This window comes from Sphingomonas sp. PSPC2-2 (genome assembly GCF_049897725.1).
Taxonomy (GTDB): Bacteria; Pseudomonadota; Alphaproteobacteria; order Sphingomonadales; family Sphingomonadaceae; genus Sphingomonas.
In genome coordinates this window covers 1-16,179 of the sequence record NZ_JAFCWU010000013.1, presented here as the reverse complement: position 1 = coordinate 16,179, position 16,179 = coordinate 1, and the positions used below count along the sequence as shown (strand labels likewise).

Annotated in this window: 14 protein-coding genes; 2 read left to right on the top strand and 12 right to left on the bottom strand. The window is 64.7% G+C overall.

Features of this window, described 5'->3' with window-relative positions:
* Positions 1-6: 6 nt before the first annotated feature.
* From ACP7BY_RS18560 to ACP7BY_RS18505, 12 genes are all read right to left on the bottom strand, one after another.
* Positions 7-1,227, bottom strand: a complete 1,221-nt coding sequence (locus ACP7BY_RS18560) for a TrbI/VirB10 family protein (RefSeq protein ID WP_033964526.1) — start codon at positions 1,225-1,227, stop codon at positions 7-9.
* Positions 1,224-2,066, bottom strand: coding sequence for a P-type conjugative transfer protein TrbG (gene trbG / locus ACP7BY_RS18555; protein ID WP_033964525.1), 843 nt, complete (start codon positions 2,064-2,066; stop codon positions 1,224-1,226). The genes ACP7BY_RS18560 and trbG overlap by 4 nt, the downstream gene beginning before the upstream one ends.
* Positions 2,063-2,863: a conjugal transfer protein TrbF gene (gene trbF, locus ACP7BY_RS18550; RefSeq protein ID WP_033964523.1), complete on the bottom strand. Its 801-nt coding sequence runs from the start codon at positions 2,861-2,863 to the stop codon at positions 2,063-2,065. Before trbF ends, trbG begins: the two co-directional genes overlap by 4 nt.
* Before the next feature lie 19 nt (positions 2,864-2,882).
* Positions 2,883-4,187, bottom strand: a complete 1,305-nt coding sequence (trbL, locus tag ACP7BY_RS18545; RefSeq protein ID WP_033964521.1) for a P-type conjugative transfer protein TrbL — start codon at positions 4,185-4,187, stop codon at positions 2,883-2,885.
* A gap of 108 nt (positions 4,188-4,295) precedes the next feature.
* Positions 4,296-5,042, bottom strand: a complete 747-nt coding sequence (gene trbJ / locus ACP7BY_RS18540; RefSeq protein WP_033964519.1) for a P-type conjugative transfer protein TrbJ — start codon at positions 5,040-5,042, stop codon at positions 4,296-4,298.
* Between the two features lie 6 nt (positions 5,043-5,048).
* Positions 5,049-7,487 (bottom strand): conjugal transfer protein TrbE, encoded by a 2,439-nt coding sequence (trbE, locus tag ACP7BY_RS18535; RefSeq protein WP_137903092.1) that lies wholly within the window; start codon positions 7,485-7,487, stop codon positions 5,049-5,051.
* A complete protein-coding gene (locus ACP7BY_RS18530) occupies positions 7,481-7,741 on the bottom strand; it encodes a VirB3 family type IV secretion system protein (RefSeq protein ID WP_033964516.1) in 261 nt (86 codons plus the stop codon). The genes trbE and ACP7BY_RS18530 overlap by 7 nt, the downstream gene beginning before the upstream one ends.
* Positions 7,738-8,073 (bottom strand): TrbC/VirB2 family protein, encoded by a 336-nt coding sequence (locus ACP7BY_RS18525; RefSeq protein WP_033964565.1) that lies wholly within the window; start codon positions 8,071-8,073, stop codon positions 7,738-7,740. Before ACP7BY_RS18525 ends, ACP7BY_RS18530 begins: the two co-directional genes overlap by 4 nt.
* Before the next feature lies 1 nt (position 8,074).
* Entirely contained in the window at positions 8,075-9,073 is a 999-nt protein-coding gene (trbB, locus tag ACP7BY_RS18520; protein WP_033964515.1) for a P-type conjugative transfer ATPase TrbB, read from the bottom strand.
* Positions 9,073-9,477 carry a hypothetical protein gene (locus ACP7BY_RS18515; RefSeq protein ID WP_033964514.1) on the bottom strand — a complete coding sequence of 135 codons (405 nt, stop codon included), beginning with the start codon at positions 9,475-9,477 and terminating at the stop codon, positions 9,073-9,075. The genes trbB and ACP7BY_RS18515 overlap by 1 nt, the downstream gene beginning before the upstream one ends.
* Before the next feature lie 7 nt (positions 9,478-9,484).
* Positions 9,485-11,509 (bottom strand): conjugal transfer protein TraG, encoded by a 2,025-nt coding sequence (locus ACP7BY_RS18510; RefSeq protein ID WP_137903093.1) that lies wholly within the window; start codon positions 11,507-11,509, stop codon positions 9,485-9,487.
* A 161-nt stretch (positions 11,510-11,670) separates the two neighbouring features.
* Positions 11,671-12,576 carry a HEPN domain-containing protein gene (locus tag ACP7BY_RS18505; protein ID WP_137785126.1) on the bottom strand — a complete coding sequence of 302 codons (906 nt, stop codon included), beginning with the start codon at positions 12,574-12,576 and terminating at the stop codon, positions 11,671-11,673.
* Positions 12,577-12,799: 223 nt separating this feature from the next.
* Between ACP7BY_RS18505 and ACP7BY_RS18500 the strand changes: the two genes are divergently transcribed.
* Positions 12,800-13,996, top strand: coding sequence for a Fic family protein (locus ACP7BY_RS18500; RefSeq protein ID WP_033964513.1), 1,197 nt, complete (start codon positions 12,800-12,802; stop codon positions 13,994-13,996).
* 517 nt (positions 13,997-14,513) lie between these two features.
* A complete protein-coding gene (locus ACP7BY_RS18495; protein WP_137903094.1) occupies positions 14,514-16,094 on the top strand; it encodes an NERD domain-containing protein kinase family protein in 1,581 nt (526 codons plus the stop codon).
* The last annotated feature ends 85 nt before the right edge of the window (positions 16,095-16,179 follow it).

Here is a 16,179-nt window from a genome sequence, read left to right as displayed (position 1 = left end):
GGGCTCCTATTCCTTCCAGCGCGCGAGAATGAGATCACGGTGAACGATCAGCCGGACCGGCGCGCCGGGGCGGATGGTGATGGTCGGCTGGATCTGCAGATTGCGGGACGTAATCTGGTCGCCGGCGCGCGACACGTTCTGCTGCGTGGATTCGCGAATCGCCTGGACGAGATCGCTCTCCCCGGAGAAGGTCACGTTCGCGCCCACGCCAAGCAGGGTCGAGATCGCAACGCCCTTGAGCAGCGTCCAGGTGTGGAAGTCGACCTTGTCGGCAAGCCCGGCATAGCCCGACGGGTCGGTCGCGGGCACGTTGTCGAGCCGGATCGAGCTGCCGTCCGGCAAGATTATCCGCTGCCATACCACCAGCGCGCGCTTCTGCCCGAAGGCGACGACGCTATCATAGCTGCCGATCAACCGCGCACCCTGCGGAATGAGAAGAATGCTGCCCGTCGCACTGTCGAAGACCCGTTCCGTCACCTGGGCGGTGACGAGGCCGGGGAGGTCGGACCTGAGCCCGGTGATCAGGCTTGCCGCAATGACGCTGCCAGCAGACAGCATGTCCGGCGACGCCGGCGGGCTCAATCGATGCTCGTTTACGTCGCCGCCAGTGTCGCGCGCTGCAACGAAGTCAGCCTTTCGCTGCTGGGCATTGGGATCACGATCTGGATCGATCGCGAGCCGAGCTTGCTCAGCAGCCGCTGCCGGGGGAGATGACGGTGTTGCATCAGTGCTGCGGGTCGGATCGGTGCGGTTGCCGGACTGCACCAGCAATCCCGACTCGCGTGCCGCCTTCTGCTCCGCGGCCCGTCGATCGCGTTCGGTGGCGACGGCCTGGTCCGCGCGCGCTGTTTCGCCGTTCGCTGGCGCGATGCCCATGGCGCGCTGATGATCGAGGATCGGCCGGCCGAGGTCGCCCGGCAATGGCGGTCCGAGTTTCGGCACGTCGCCATAGCTCCCCGGCAGTCCGCTCAGTGTATCAGCCGGCGCCTTCGCCGTGACGGTCTGATCGTCACTTTGTCCGGCGAGATGCAGCGCGGTCGGCCGCAGCGCAACCCAGGCCGTTGCGATCAGACTGACGGAGCCGAGTGCTGCTATCGCCACCACGGCGCCGCGCTTGAAGCGGATCGCCCGTGCCGGCTGGGCGCGAAGCGCCAGCGTTTCCGGGTCCACCTTGCCCGGTGCGGCGGGGGCCTCGGGTGCCGGTGGGGCTGCCGCCTCGACGGTCATGATCCCCTCCGCTTGGGCGCGCCGTCCGCCACCCGGCTGATCCGGACAATCTGCTGGTGCTTTGTCCCGAGGCGAAGCTCGGCGACGTCGAAGATGCGATCGACAACATAGAAGCGGCCCTTCACGCGATAGTTGACGAGTTGGGCCTCGCCTTTCCTGTCCACCAGGAAAATCGGCGGCGCCTCGCCTACGGCCAGCGTCGCGGGAAATTCGATGAAGGTCTGGCGCCCGTCGTCGAAAGCACGAAACGGCCGCCAGTCCGGTCGATCGCCCGATACGGCATAATTGAAATGGAGCTGCTCGACCTCGATCCCGGCCGCTACTGGGGCCGCCGCCTCGGTTGCCGCGGCGGCCCGCTTCAATGCGATCAGCGCATCCTGGGGATAGGTCCATGAGAGTGCGGCCATCGCCGTCTTCATCACGCTGGTCAGCGCGATATGATAGCTGCGCCGGTCGGTGGTGATGACGAGATTGGTGGACAGGCCGGCGCTGAACGGCTTCACCAGTACATGGGTTCGCTTTTCCGCGCCCGACCCGCTGGTGGTATCGCCGATCACCCAGCGCACCGTGTCGCCACTGGCCACTGCCACCAGCGTCTCACCCGGTTGCAGCGCGATGTCCGTCACCCGCTCAGGTGCGGTGATGACATGATAGATGGCGCCGTCGGCGAACGGATAGACCTGCACGGCGTTGATGAAGCCCTGCGCGACGGGTTCGATCGTCGCTGCGCGGTTGGCGGCGGCGACTGGCGTGGTTTTGTGTGTGGTCGCCTCTGCGGGTTGGGTAGCAAGGATCAGGCAAGGCGCCAGCAGCGCGGCGGCTGCGAGAGTGGTAGTCATGGCTGGGTCTCCGTATTGACGGTCGGTTGAGCGGCAAGGTTCGGGTCGAGCGGCGAGCCGAGCGGCACGTTGCTGGGCGGCTGCGCGGTACGCGCGGGAGCAGTCGATGCGGCAGGCTCGAGTTCGCGGCTCCAGTCGATCGCGTCGATGTAGATACCGAGCGGGTTCTTCCGCAGCGTGTCAGCCGATACTGGCGGCTTCGTCAGGATCGTCAGGATGCCGGTCCAGTGGGAGGAGCCAGCCTCACTCCCACGCTCATAGGCCGTCTCGGTCCACTTGACCTGGAACGAGCGATCCGATGCCCGGACGACGCTGGTCACCTGGACCGAAACGGTACGCTCGCCGATCTTGGCGAACGGGTCCGCAGCGCGGGCATAGTCGCCCAAAAACTGGCTTCCTCGCGTCGTGGCGAAGTCATAGGCCGATAGCCAATCGCGGCGCATCAGCACCGGATCGAGCGAGACCCCGCGGACATTCTCGATGAACTTCGCCAGATGCCACGCGATCTGGGGATCGGTGGGGTGATAGCCCGCTTCGGCCTCGGTCACCGCCCGGGCCTCGCCGAGCCGATCGACCTCGACGACATAGGGCGTGACCCGGCTTTGCAGCGACTGCCAGATGAGCGCACCCGACATGGCGGTCGACAACGACAGCATGCCGAACGCCATCAGGCGCCAGTTGCGGGCCTGGAGGCGCGCCGACCCGATGCGGTCGTCCCAGACCTGGCCGGCGCGTTGATAGGGCGTCTCGGGCTCGGGCGTTTGCGCGTAGCGCTGGACGGCGCGCTTAAAGATCATGGGGTTTGAAGATCATGGCTCAATCTTCCCTTTCCTTGATGTCGGGGGTGGCGGATGCGCCGCCGCGATCGCCCTGCTGGAGAGTGTGCAACGCGACTTGACGGTGGTGGCGAGCGGTCTGCTGCGCCCGCAGCGAGCGTGCCCAGGACGGCGCACCATCGCTGCCGGCATCGGGAGCTGATCCTTTAGAACCGGCGGCGCCATTGAGAGCGGACCACGCGGCGTCGCGGCCGCGCTCGGCGGCTTCTGACAATCCCAGCGCCGCCGATACTTTCTGGCGGACCGCGTTGCCGGCCGCCTGCGCCATGCCGCCAATCCCGGCGCCGACGCTTGACGATCCGGCCGCAGTCTGGCTGAGCTGGTAGGAAGCCGAAGCCGCCGAACCCATGGTCGTGCCGGCCCGGATCGCACCGAGCGCAGCACCGCCGACCGCACGAGCCGCGCCGATAGTAGCGCCGCCGGCAAGCATGGTGACGCCCGCCGCGCCGACGGCTGTACCGAGCGCGGCGCCTGCCCCCAATTGCGGGGCACCGGCGACGAGGCCCGAGGCGATACCGGGGCCGAAGATGCCGAGCCCGAACAGCGCGAGCGCGCCGAGCGTCAGGCTCATCGCGGCGCCGAGATCGGGTTCCTGGCCCTGCATCGAGGTCGTGAACTCGGCGAAGAAATTGGAGCCGATGCCGACGATCACGCCGAGCACCATGACCTTGATTCCAGACGAGACGACGTTGCCGAGCACGCGCTCGGCGAGAAAGCTGGTGCGATTCCAGAGCGCGAAGGGCACGAGGATGAAGCCGGCCAGCGAGGTCAATTTGAACTCGATGATCGTCACGAACATCTGCACGGCGAGGATGAAGAAGGCGAGGATGACGATCACCCAGGCGAACAGCAGCACCGCGATCGTCAGGAAATTCTCGAAGAAGCTGACGAACCCCATCATGCTCGACGCCTGCTGGAGCAGTGGCCACGCGGCGGAGAAGCCAGTCGAGGCGACGCGGCCGGGCTTGAGCAGATCGTCCGCCGACAGGGTTCCGCCCCCGGCGGTGAGCCCAGCCTGCGCGAACGATTTGAAGATGATGTCGGCAAGTGTCGAGAAGCTGTTCAGGATGAACGCGAACGCGCCGATGTAGAGGATCTTCTTGATGAAGCGACCGATGACATTGTCTTCGCCGCCCATTGCCCAGAACAGGCCGGCCAGCGTGATGTCGATGCCGATCAGCGTGACGGTCAGGAAGTGGACGTCGCCGCCCAGCAGCCCGAATCCGCTATCGATGTAGCGGATGAAGGCCTGCATGAACCGGTCGATGACGCTGAGATCGTTCACTTCACTCTTCCATCAAGAGGGGGTGCCGCGGGGCGCGTAGGGGAGCGTCACGCGCCCCGCGGCGACGGCGACGGGAGGCGATACCGCCGCCGCCGGGCCGGCGTCCGACTACTGGGGCGTGTAGGCGGAGCCGGTACCGAGGAACTTCGCGGTGGCAGCACGCCCCTCGGCCTCAGCCTGGGCACGGCGCGCCGCTTCCGTGGCTTCGGCGCGGTATTGGGCAGCCATCAGGTTCTGAATCTGGAACTGCTGCTTGGCGGTCAGCGCGAGCAGCTGGTTGGTCGCCTGTTGCGCCTGGAGCGAGCCTTGTGCCCCCTGGCTCTGCGCAACGATGCCGTTCATTGCATTTGCGTCGGCCTGCACGTTCGCGACGACCTGGGACTGGACGCCCATCGTCTGCCGGTACCCGGCCATTGCAGCATCGAGCCGCGCCTTCGCGTCGATCACACGCTGGTTGGTGGTCAGCGCCTGGTTGAAGTCGGTCGGAAACAGGCGGCTGAACTGCTGGTCGAGGCCGTCGATCCGGAAATCGATCCCCTGAGCCTGCGCCATCAGTCGGTCGATCGCTTGCAGGTTCTGGGTGAGCTGCTGGAGCTGGGGGAAATCGATGCGAGTCAGGTTCTTCGCCTGATTGGTCAGCATCTGCGCTTCGTTCTGGAGCGACTGGATCTGATTGTTGATCTGCTGGAGGGTTCGCGCGGCGGTGAGCAGGTTCTGGCTATAGTTGCTGGGGTCGAACACGGTGAACTGCGCATGGGCAGGCGCGCTCGGCATGATCAGCGCGCAGGCGAGCGAACCGATGGCGCCGAACCCGAGCGCGGACGCGATCAGATGTTTGCGGGTGGGGGTACGCATCTCATTTTACTCCTTGGCTTGGGGGACGGGAAAGTCGGCGAGGAGGCCGGCGGCCCAGTCGAGGCCGGCTCCCTCAAGGAAGCGCGCCGCGAAATCCTCGGGGCCGTGCTCAGCCAGCAACCCATCGATGCGGGCCTGGGTCGCGGGATCGGAGGCACCGCAGAGGGCCAGCGCAATCGGGCCAAGGCCCAGTTCGAACAGCCGGTTGCCGCGTGCGGATTGCAGATAATAATGCCGCTTGGGGGTAGCCCGACTGACCAGCTCGATCTGTCGCTCGTTGAGGCCGAACCTCTCATAGGCGGCGCGCGACTGCGGTTCGATCGCGCGGTCGTTGGGCAGCAATATGCGCTGCGGGCAGCTTTCGATGATGGCGGGCGCGATGCTGCTGTCGGCGATGTCGGCCAGACTCTGCGTCGCGAACAGCACCGCGACATTCTTCTTGCGCAGCGTCTTCAGCCATTCGCGGATGCGAGCGGCGAAGAGCGGGTGATCGAGGAAGATCCAGGCCTCGTCGAGGATCAGCAGCGTCGGCCGGCCGTCGAAGCGCTCCTCAAGGCGGTGGAACAGATAGGTCAGCACCGGGGCGACCACGCCGGCCTGTCCCATCAGAGACTCGGTCTCGAAGCACTGGACGTCGGCGAGCGCGAGATGCTGTTCCGCCGCGTCGAGCAGCCGCCCATAGGGGCCGTCGAGCGTATAGGCGGTGAGCGCGGTGCGCAGCGCATTCGATTGGAGCAGCATTGCGAGCCCGGTCAGCGTGCGCTCCTCCGGGGGCGCCGATGCGAGACTGCCCAGCGCCGACCAGACGGCGTCCTTCACCTCGGGGGTAACGATGACCTTCTCGTGCGCCAGCAGCGCCGCGATCCATTCCGCCGCCCAGCTCCGCTCGCTTTGATCGTCGATCCGGCGCAGCGGCTGGAACGCCAGCGTTTCGCTGCTGTCCGCGCCGAGGCCCAGTGCATGATGGGCGCCGCCCATCGCCAGCACCGCCGCGCGCGCCGAATAGCCCTTGTCGAAGATATAGAGTTGGGAGCCGCCGTAGCGCCGGAACTGCAGCGCGATGAGCGCCAGCAGCACCGACTTGCCAGCACCAGTCGGCCCGACGACGAGCATGTGGCCGACATCGCCGACATGGGTCGAAAGGCGAAACGGGGTCGATCCGCTGGTCTGGGCGTAGAGCAGCGGCGGTCCGCCGAGATGCCGGTTTTCCGTTGGTCCGGCCCAGACCGACGAGAGCGGCATGAGATGGGCGAGGTTGAGGGTATGGATCAGCGGCTGCCGCACATTGGCATAGGCCTGGCCGGGCAGCGACGAAAGCCACGCTTCGACCGCGTTGACGCCTTCGCGCTTGGCTGTGAAGCCAAGGCCGTTGACGATCCGCTCGACCGCGCGAACCTTGTCTTCGGCGCGGGCACGATCGGTATCGGCGACGGTGATCGTCGTCGTCAGATAGCCGAATGCGACATGATCGCCGCCGAGCGCCTGCAGCGCGAGATCGGCGTCGACCACCTTGTTGTCGGCGTCGCTATCGAGAAGCTGGACCGGCTGGTTGTACATCACCTCGCGCAGCAGCGCGGTGATCGACTTGCGCTTGTTGAACCATTGCCGCCGGATCTTCGTCAGCGCCTTGGTCGCGTCGGTCTTGTCGAGCGCGATGAAACGCGTGACCCAGCGGTAGCCAAAATCCTGGTGGTTGAGCGCGTCGAGGATGCCGGGCCGGCTGAGGTTCGGGAATCCCAGCACCGTCAGCGTGCGCAGATGGTTTGCGCCGAGCGTCGGCTCCAACCCGCCGACCAGCGGCGTGTCGGCGAGCAGCGCATCAAGATAGATTGGCGTTTCCGGCACGGCGACCGGGTGACGACGGCTGGAAACGGTGCCGTGGAGATAGGTCAGCGTCTCCGCGTCGCCCAACGCCCGCACCTCGGGCATGAAGCCCGACAGGAGATCAAGCACGCGGTCGGTCTCGGCGATGAAGCCGACGAGGCTGGCGTGCCAGTCCCGCCCTTTCGCGTCGTCGGGCCGCTCGACCAGTGTCCGTCCCGCGGCATCGCTGCTGTCGGCGGGCGGCAACCAGACGAGTGTGCCGTGGAAGCGGCTCTCGAAATGCTGGCCCTCGGCTTCGAACCCGGCACGCCGCTCCTGCTCGACCAGCCAGGATGCCGCATCGGGAAAGACGCTCTCGGGATAGCCGAGCGCATCGCGCCGCTCGGCCTCGAAGAACAAGGCCCAGCCCGAGCCGAGTCGCTTGAGCACATTGTTGGCGCGCGCACAGGCCGAGACCAGCTCCGCCTCGGTCGCGCTTTCGAGATCGGGACCGCGAAAGGCGAAGCTGCGCTGGAAACTGCCGTCCTTGTTAAGGACGACGCCGGGTGCGACCAGCGCTGCCCAGGGCAGATGATCGGCAAGCCGATCGGCACGCGACCGGTATTCCGCGAGGTTCAGCATGCCAGATATCCTTTCTGGCGCAGATGGCGGAGCAGCACGGGCACGAAGTCCGGGTCGCGGCGGGCGGCGAAGACCGCGATGCTGTGTCCGATGGCCCAGATCGCGATCCCGACCAGCCACTGCTGGAGACCCAGACCGACCGCGGCCGCGATCGTGCCGTTGACGATCGCGATACCGCGCGGCGCACCACCCAGCAGGATGGCTTGCCCCAGGCTGGCGTGGATCGGCGCCTCGAATCCCTCGATGTGGCTCACGCGACGAGCGCCCCGCCGCCGAAGCTGAAGAAGGACAGGAAGAAGCTCGAGGCGGCGAACGCGATCGACAGGCCGAAGATGATCTGGATGAGCTTGCGGAAGCCGCCGGCGGTCTCGCCGAACGCGAGCGCGAGCCCAGTGGAAATGATGATCAGCACCGCGACGATCTTGGCGACCGGTCCCTGGACCGACTCCAGCACCTGCTGGAGCGGTTGTTCCCACGGCATGCCCGCACCGCTCGCATATGCGCGGCTGGTCATGGTGATCGAAAGGCCGAGGATCAGGCCGGTGACGAAGAAGCGGTCGCGGTTGGGAATACGAACGGTGGTCATGTCAGTCTCCTTCATGGTCAGGGGTCAGGGTTGGGGTGAGATCCACGACGACGTAGTCGGCCTGCGGGTCGAGCCCGGCGACGCGGACGATCGTCTCGATGCGCCGCGCGGTGCCGCGCCCTGCGATGAACACGATCATGTCGATGGCCTCGGCGATCAGGCGGCGCGGTACGGTGACCACGGCTTCCTGGATGAGTTGCTCGACCCGGTAGAGCGCGGACGTCGCGCTGTTGGCGTGGACGGTCGCGATCCCGCCGGGATGGCCGGTGTTCCAAGCCTTGAGCATGTCGAGCGCTTCGGCACCCCGCACCTCGCCGACGATGATGCGATCGGGCCGAAGGCGCAGCGTCGAGCGCACGAGATCGCCCATGGTGACGGCGCCGGCCCGGGTCCTGAGCGCGACCGTGTCGCGTGCCGGCGATTGCAGCTCGCGGGTATCCTCGATCAGGATCACCCGTTCGTCGAGATGGGCCATCTCGGCGAGCAGCGCGTTGGCGAGTGTCGTCTTGCCCGAACTGGTCCCGCCGGCGACGAGGATGTTGCGGCGATCGACGACGGCGAGCGAGAGGAGGCGCGCCGCTTCCGCCGACATGATGCCGTCGGTCACATAGTCCATCAGCGTGTAGATGCGCGCCGCCGGCTTGCGGATCGAAAAGCACGGGGCGGTGGATACGGGCGGCAGGATTCCCTCGAACCGCTCGCCCGCACCAGAACCAAGCGGCGGCAGCTCAGCCGACACGATGGGCTTGTCGCCATGGACTTCGGATCGGACATGGGATGCCACCAGCCGGATGATCCGCTCGATCTGGGGCGCATCGAGCTTCACGTCGGTATCGACGCGGCCTTCGCCGAGGATATCGACGCGCAGCGCGCCGTCGGGATTGACCATGATCTCGATCACCCGCGGGTCGGCGAGCGCGGCGGCAATCGCCGGCCCCATCGCGGTGCGCAGCATGGCACGGCGGCGTTCCGCCGAGACGCTTGTCGTCTGGGCGGACATCATGATGCGCCTCCAGCGGGTTCGGCGGGCACCAGCGTGCGCTTTCCACCGGCAATGTGGCGGCCGACCTGCGAGACGAACGCCTCGAACCGGTCGCGGCCGATGGCACGGGCTGCTGCATCAGCTTCGGGCAACGGCGCCGTCACCATCAGCTGGTAGCGGACGAACAACGACAGGCTTTCTAGCAGCACATCGATGTCGCGCCGCGCGCCGGCGAGTTCGCGTGTCAGACGGTCGAGGCGAACCTTGAGGAGGTCGTCGACTTCCTTGGTGCCACGGCGCGCCAGCCAATCCTTCAGCGCATCGTTGACGAGGTGGCTCTTGTTGCCGCGCGGACCGGCCGCGAGCGCTTCCAGCGCGTCGCTGAGTTCGCGGTCGATATAGAGGTTCTGGCGGATCTTCATCGCGGCCTCAGAAGTCCGGAATGAGGTCGCGCTTCGCGCCCTCGTTGATGGCATGACCCCGGACGACGGCGTTCTGCCCTTGCGCCTGGTCCATGGCGCGCTTGTCGGCGGCGACATCGTCGTCGTCGGGCACGATCTGGGGATCGCGCGTTTCGGCGGCGTCGGTTGCTCTGGAGACCTGTTCGGGAAGGCCTGGATGGCGCTGCTGCTGCATGCCACCATCGTCCTCGCTGCCTGCGGCGTCCTCCGCCTGGTGCAGTCGGTCATCGGTGCCGCACACCTGGTTGGACCAGTCGTCGCCGCGCGACTTCGGCCGATCGGCATATTGGCCAGATGCCAGTTTGGGTGCGGCAGCCACGCGTGCGGCGAAGTTGCGGTCGCGGAAATAGCGCAGCTTGCGCGCCCGGATTGGCGCAAGCCCGGACACGAGCACAAGTTCTTCGTCGGGAGAAAGCTGCATCACCTCGCCCGGCGTCAGGAGCTGGCGAGCGGTTTCCTGGCGGCTGACCATGACGTGGGCGAGCCAGGGGGCGAGCCGGTGGCCGGCATAGTTGCGCATGGCACGCTGCTCGGTCGCCGTACCGAGCGCGTCGGAAATGCGTTTGGCGGTGCGCTCGTCGTTGGTCGCGAAGGCGACGCGCACATGACAATTGTCGAGAATGGCATTGTGGTCGCCGTAAGCCTTCTCGATCTGGTTGAGACTCTGGGCGATCAGGAAGGCACGAATGCCGTAGCCGGCCATGAAGGCGAGGCTGGTCTCGAAGAAATCGAGGCGGCCCAGCGCCGGGAACTCGTCGAGCATCATCAGGAGCTGGTGCCGGCGCGTGGACGTTCCGGGCTGGTCGAGCCGCTCGGTCAGGCGGCGGCCGATCTGGTTGAGCACGAGGCGGATCAGCGGCTTGGTGCGGCTGATGTCCGATGGCGGAATGACGAGATAGAGCGACAGCGGCCGTTCGGCCTCGATCAGGTCGGCGATCCGCCAGTCGCAGCGCGACGTGACCTCGGCGACGGTCGGATCGCGATAGAGGCCGAGAAAGGACATCGCGGTCGACAGCACGCCGGAGCGCTCGTTCTCACTCTTGTTGAGCAGTTCGCGCGCGGCGGAGGCGACGACGGGATGGACCCTGGGTTTCTTGTGGTCGCCGACATGATTGGTGGTCATCATCCGGCGCAGCGTGGCGACGAAGCTGCGCTGCGGATCGGAGAGGAAGGTCGCGACGCGCGCGAGCGTCTTCTCCTCCTCGGCATAGAGGATGTGAAGGATCGCGCCGACCAACAGCGAATGGCTGGTCTTCTCCCAATGGTTGCGGCGTTCGAGCGCGCCTTCGGGATCGACCAGGATGTCGGCGATGTTCTGGACGTCGCGCACCTCGTCGATACCGCGCCGGACTTCGAGCAGCGGATTGTAATGCGCCGATGCGGCGTCGGTCGGATTGAACAGCAGACAGTGCGAGAACAGCGCGCGCCAGCCGGCGGTCAGCGTCCAGTTCTCACCCTTGATGTCATGGACGACTGTCGAACCGGTCCAGGACAGCAAGGTCGGGACGACGAGGCCCACGCCCTTGCCCGATCGCGTTGGCGCGAACGCCATTATGTGCTCGGGGCCGTCGTGGCGGAGATAGCGGCCACCGAGCGTGCCGAGCATGACGCCCGCGTCGCGGTGCAGCCCGGCGCGCTCGATCTCGCGGGGGCTTGCCCAGCGCGCCGAACCATAGGTGGTGACGTTGCTCGACTGGCGGGCGCGCCACAACGAACCGAAGATCGCCGCAGCACAGCCCACGAAGCCGCTGGCGCCGGCGAGCATGCCCGCCTTGTCGAAGACGACCGGGGCATAGGCATCATAGTGATACCACCAGCCGAACAGCGCCCAGGGATGATAGACCGGCACGCTACCGAGCCGGAACCAGGGCAGGCCGAGTTCGGGCTGATAAGCCAGCATCGCCGCTGCCCATTGCGTCGCCGCCCACACCCCCGCGATGACGATCGCGAAGACGACAAGGATCTGGCCGATGAGCAATTTGGTGGGTGTCACGTCGAAGCTCCCGCCCGCCGAACAGGATCGGCTGGGGCGGTCTCAGACTCGGTGACAGGCTCGAAAAACGGAACGGCGCTGATGGGCGCTGATGGGCTCGCGTCGGCCTGCTTTGGCCGAGAGGTGGAACCGGAAGCTATCCGGCAGGCGTCGTCCGGCGGTTAGAGGCCTGCGTCTGTTCGGAGCGTTTCGATGCGTTCGCGCGAAACGGTCTCGACGATGTCGCGAAGGTCGCGGACCGACTGTGAGAGGGCGCAGAGGTCGTCATTGCCGATCTCATAGCTCGCCGAATAACGCGCCTCGACATAGGCGCGCTTCAGAAGTTCAAAGCGGCGGCGGTCGACCCGGGTCGCACGCGGCCATGCCTCGATCAGGCGGGGTTCGCTGTCCTCAGCGAGCGAGCGCAGGAATTTGATGTTGTGCGAGCGCGGAAAATACAGGGTGCGAACAAGCAGGAAGCAAATATAGGCCCGCTCGGTCGCTTGATGGAGCAGGAAAGCCGCATCTTTCAATTCGCCCTCCTGAAGTGCGAATGCTGCCAGTTTGATCCCGCTGTCGATCTTGGCGAGCCAGTCTTGGAAGTAGGTGGAGGCCATCTCATAAGCATCGGCGGCCGTCAGTGGCTGCGGCGTGGCAAGTGCGCTCCCGGGCAATTCGTAGAGAACGATCCCGTCGCGGGCGATATCAACCCAGAAATATTCGCCCCGGCTTAGCGCTTGGTTCACCTCCTCCAGCGTGTGGACGATGATATTCACGGGTCGCGCGATTGCGGTGTCGCGCAGGATCTTGTCTTCGGCAACGTACCAGTAATCGGCGATATCAGTGAGATCGGGATGGCTGACGATGACCAGCAGATCATAGTCGGACTGGTAGCCATTTTCGGGTTCATCAACCCAATCGTCCCTCGCATAGCTGCCGAACAGGACGACTTTGAGGATGCTCCCGTTTTTCTTCCAGGGCTGGGTCGCGCGCGCCGTCGCCTCGGCAAACTCGCCCATCAGCAATTGCTTCACCCGATCCAGTTCGCCTTGCTGGACCGAGGGCAGATGATCAACATCAGAGCGCACGGCGACGATTCTCGCGAGAGACCAGGCGCTTGGCAAGCCTTGACCGCGTGCATGGACACGCCGATGGTCCCGCCTCACGCACGAGCACAGCCTCGTAGATATCGTACACGCCTGCGCATCGCCCCGTCGTCTCCCTTATTTAAGCCCGCTTACCTTAGCTTGTTTGCTAATTAAGCCAAGTGCCAGTTGCTTAAATAAGAGGTTTTCCGCATATTGGGTCCGCATGGTCGATCCTGAACCGAATCTGCGGCTGGGCCGCTTCGTCGAGACCCCCGTTGCGGGCGAGGTTGTGCGAGCCTTCGTGCCCCCACCGCTTCCACCAGCGCCACCCATCGACGTGCTGGGCCTCCTCGACCGTCTCAGTCTGGCCGAGCGCGCCTTGGGGCGCCTCGACGGTATCACCATGCTGCTGCCGCGCCAGGAGCTCTTCCTCTACATGTACGTGCGAAAGGAAGCGGTGCTGTCCTCTCAGATCGAGGGCACGCAATCGACCTTGTCGGACCTGCTCCGCTTCGAAACAGAGGCGCAGGCTGGCCAGCCGATCGACGATATCCGCGAGGTCTCGAACTATGTCGACGCCATGATGTACGGGCTCGATCGGCTGGAAGAGCTGCCGCTGTCGCTCCGTCTCATCCGAGAGATGCACGAACGCTTGCTGCAAAGCGGCCGGGGCGGCACCAAGAGCCCCGGCGAATTCCGCCGTTCGCAGAATTGGATCGGCGGCACGCGCCCAGCCAACGCGCTGTTTGTGCCACCGCCGATTACGGAACTCGATGGCTGCCTGGATGCTCTCGAACGCTTCATGCACGAGAGTGAATCTCGCCTGCCCGCCCTGATCAAGGCAGGTCTCCTCCACGTCCAATTCGAGACGATCCACCCGTTCCTTGATGGCAACGGCCGCATCGGCCGTCTGCTGGTGACGCTGTACCTCTGCGTCAACGGCGTCCTTCGCAAGCCGCTGCTCTACCTCAGCCTGTATCTGAAAACCCACCGGACCGACTATTACCGGCTGCTTCAGGAGGTGCGCGAGCATGGCGCATGGGAGGCCTGGTTGGACTTCTTTCTTGCCGGTGTCGCCGACACCGCCAACCAGGCTTTCGACGCCGCTACCCGCATAGTCGATCTTTTCAAGGACGATCGCGAACGCATCACGGCCCAGAGTGATCGCGCAGGCTCGGCCCTGCGGGTTCATGATCTTTTCCAGCAGAACCCGTTTCTCACCGCAAACCAACTCGTCGAACGAACAGGGCTCTCGGCGCCGACGGTTAATGCGGCGTTGGCAGACCTTGAACGCCTCGGCGTGGTCGATGAAATCACGGGCAAGAAGCGAGGCCGGGTGTTCGGCTATCGCAGATATCTCGCTATCCTCAGCGAAGGGACGGAACCGTTGTCATCCGCAGCATCAGGAATAGCGACTTAGTCCCGCGTCCGTCGCTCCAACGGGCCATCCATCAGCGCACGAACGAACGACCTAACGAACGCGCCATCGTTTTGCCGAATGTCGGCAACGTCGAACCTTGCGCACCGTCAGGATTTGACGGGCAATTGCTGTAAGCGATCGTTGGTTCACATGGAGGGGAACTAGGTCTGCGAGGTCCGCGAGGCCGTTCCGAACGGTCCGCTGGTGGCGAGCGGGCCTACCGGACACTATCACTAGCTCGCATCTACAAGGCTCTCCCGGCCAGGCAAAACGTCCAGAAGCCAGTGGAAATGCGAGAGATATCTATCCCGCGGGACGTAACCAAAGACGCCTAAAGGTGATATCAATACATCTTCGTCATCGACGAACGGGAGGGCAATCGCCTATGGTTACCGTGGGGCAACTGGGCGCAATGTTAATGGGGGTGGCGGCGTGAACTTTTTCTTCGTGAGGACAAGGCCGGCGCACCGTTTCAATCAATCGCGCATCGCCGGACTTGGATTAGCGAGGGACGAAGTTGCGCGTTGAACATCTGCCCTGCGGGCCTTTTGCAAACCGGAGCGAGGAACTCGCTTATCGCGCCGTCGAGGCCCATTTTCGGGCAACGGTTGGCGAGGGCACCGTTTATGTTCTGACCAACCTGGCCCATGCGCTAAAGCCCGACGGTCAGCCCGACGAAATCGATCTGGTCGTGATTGGTCCTGGCGGCGCGACGGCGATCGAGGTCAAGCATTGGGATATTGGGCGGTTGAAGGGCCGTGCGCGCGAGTTCGAGCATCATGCCGACCTCATCACGACCAAGGCCAAGCGTGTAGCTACGCGCTTGCGACGCCTCTATCCCGAACTCAGCTACGTAGCAGCAGGCATGTTGCTTACCACCGGGCCGAAAACGACTCGTCGCGATGGACAACTGCCCTCTGTCCGAGGGGTCAAGCTATACGGTCTGGTGGACCTCGAAGAGGCGTTTGCGGACATCCTTACGAATCGTGCGATCATTGATACCCATCGGCTGGCGAAGGAACTTGCGCCTTATGAGCTTTCCGTCACACGCGGTGAGTTGAGGCGCCTCGGCCGCTATGCCCAGCTTCAACGCCTGTCACCGGCTGAAGATCAGTTCGTGCGCGTCTATTCCGCGCAGGATGTCAGCGGTGGCGACCATGTGACAATCTACCTGTATGATTTATCAGCCAGCAGCGCCTCAAACGCGGAGAATCTGGCACGCCGTGAATTCGACACTGTCCGACGGTTTCAGAAATCGCCCGCACTTCCAAGCCTGGTCGACAGCTTCCAAGCCTTGCCCGACTATGCAGGTGAGCTGTTTTTCTTTTCGACCGCTGATAGCGCTGCGACGTCCATCGCTGAGGCGTCTACGGATCTAGATTGGACAATAGCTGGCCGGCTTGCCTTCGCTACGGCAGCTTTGCGCGAACTCTCAGATCTCCACGAGCCCACCCTGGACGGAGAGACGCTTGTTCACCGCTCTCTAACGCCGGAAACAGTGCGCGTCCGTTCGGACGGGCGGCCATTGTTCGCCGGATGGCGGTGGGCGAGATTGCCAAAAGCGGAGACGATTGCTGGCGCTGGCGCGAATGTCAGCGCTGACCAATATGCTGCGCCCGAGGTTCTACGGTCTGGCCTTGCCACGGCCGATGTACGGTCGGACGTGTACAGCCTTTGCAAGGTGCTTCTGGAACTCTTTACAGACGGCTCCGCCGAGGCCGACGACGCCTGTGTCATCCTGCAGCAGGGACTTAGCGACGCGCCCGCGCATCGAGCGCCCGCGCGCGAGATCGCCGACGCTCTGACAGCGGAAGCCGTTGTTCCAAGCCAAGCGAATCCCCCTAAATCACCGCTTCATTGGGACGAGGGAGCGATCATCGAATGGAATGATGAGCGGTTTCGGGTCGTTTCAAGACTTGGCGAGGGAGCGGCGGGCCGGACGTTCAAGCTTGAGCAACTCGATGGCCAGACTGACGAACCTATAGGCACATTTGTTGGCAAGGTTGTCCTTAATCCCGAGGTCGGCGAGACGGCACTGATCGCCTATCGCAAGATACGCTCCATTGAGCTGCTGCCGGTTTCGTGGACACCAAGATAAGGTGTTTTCGGAACCGGAGGGTGTAGATGCAACGACGGAAGTTCAGCCGAGAGTTCAAGCTCGAGGCGGTGAAGTTGGTCCGAGA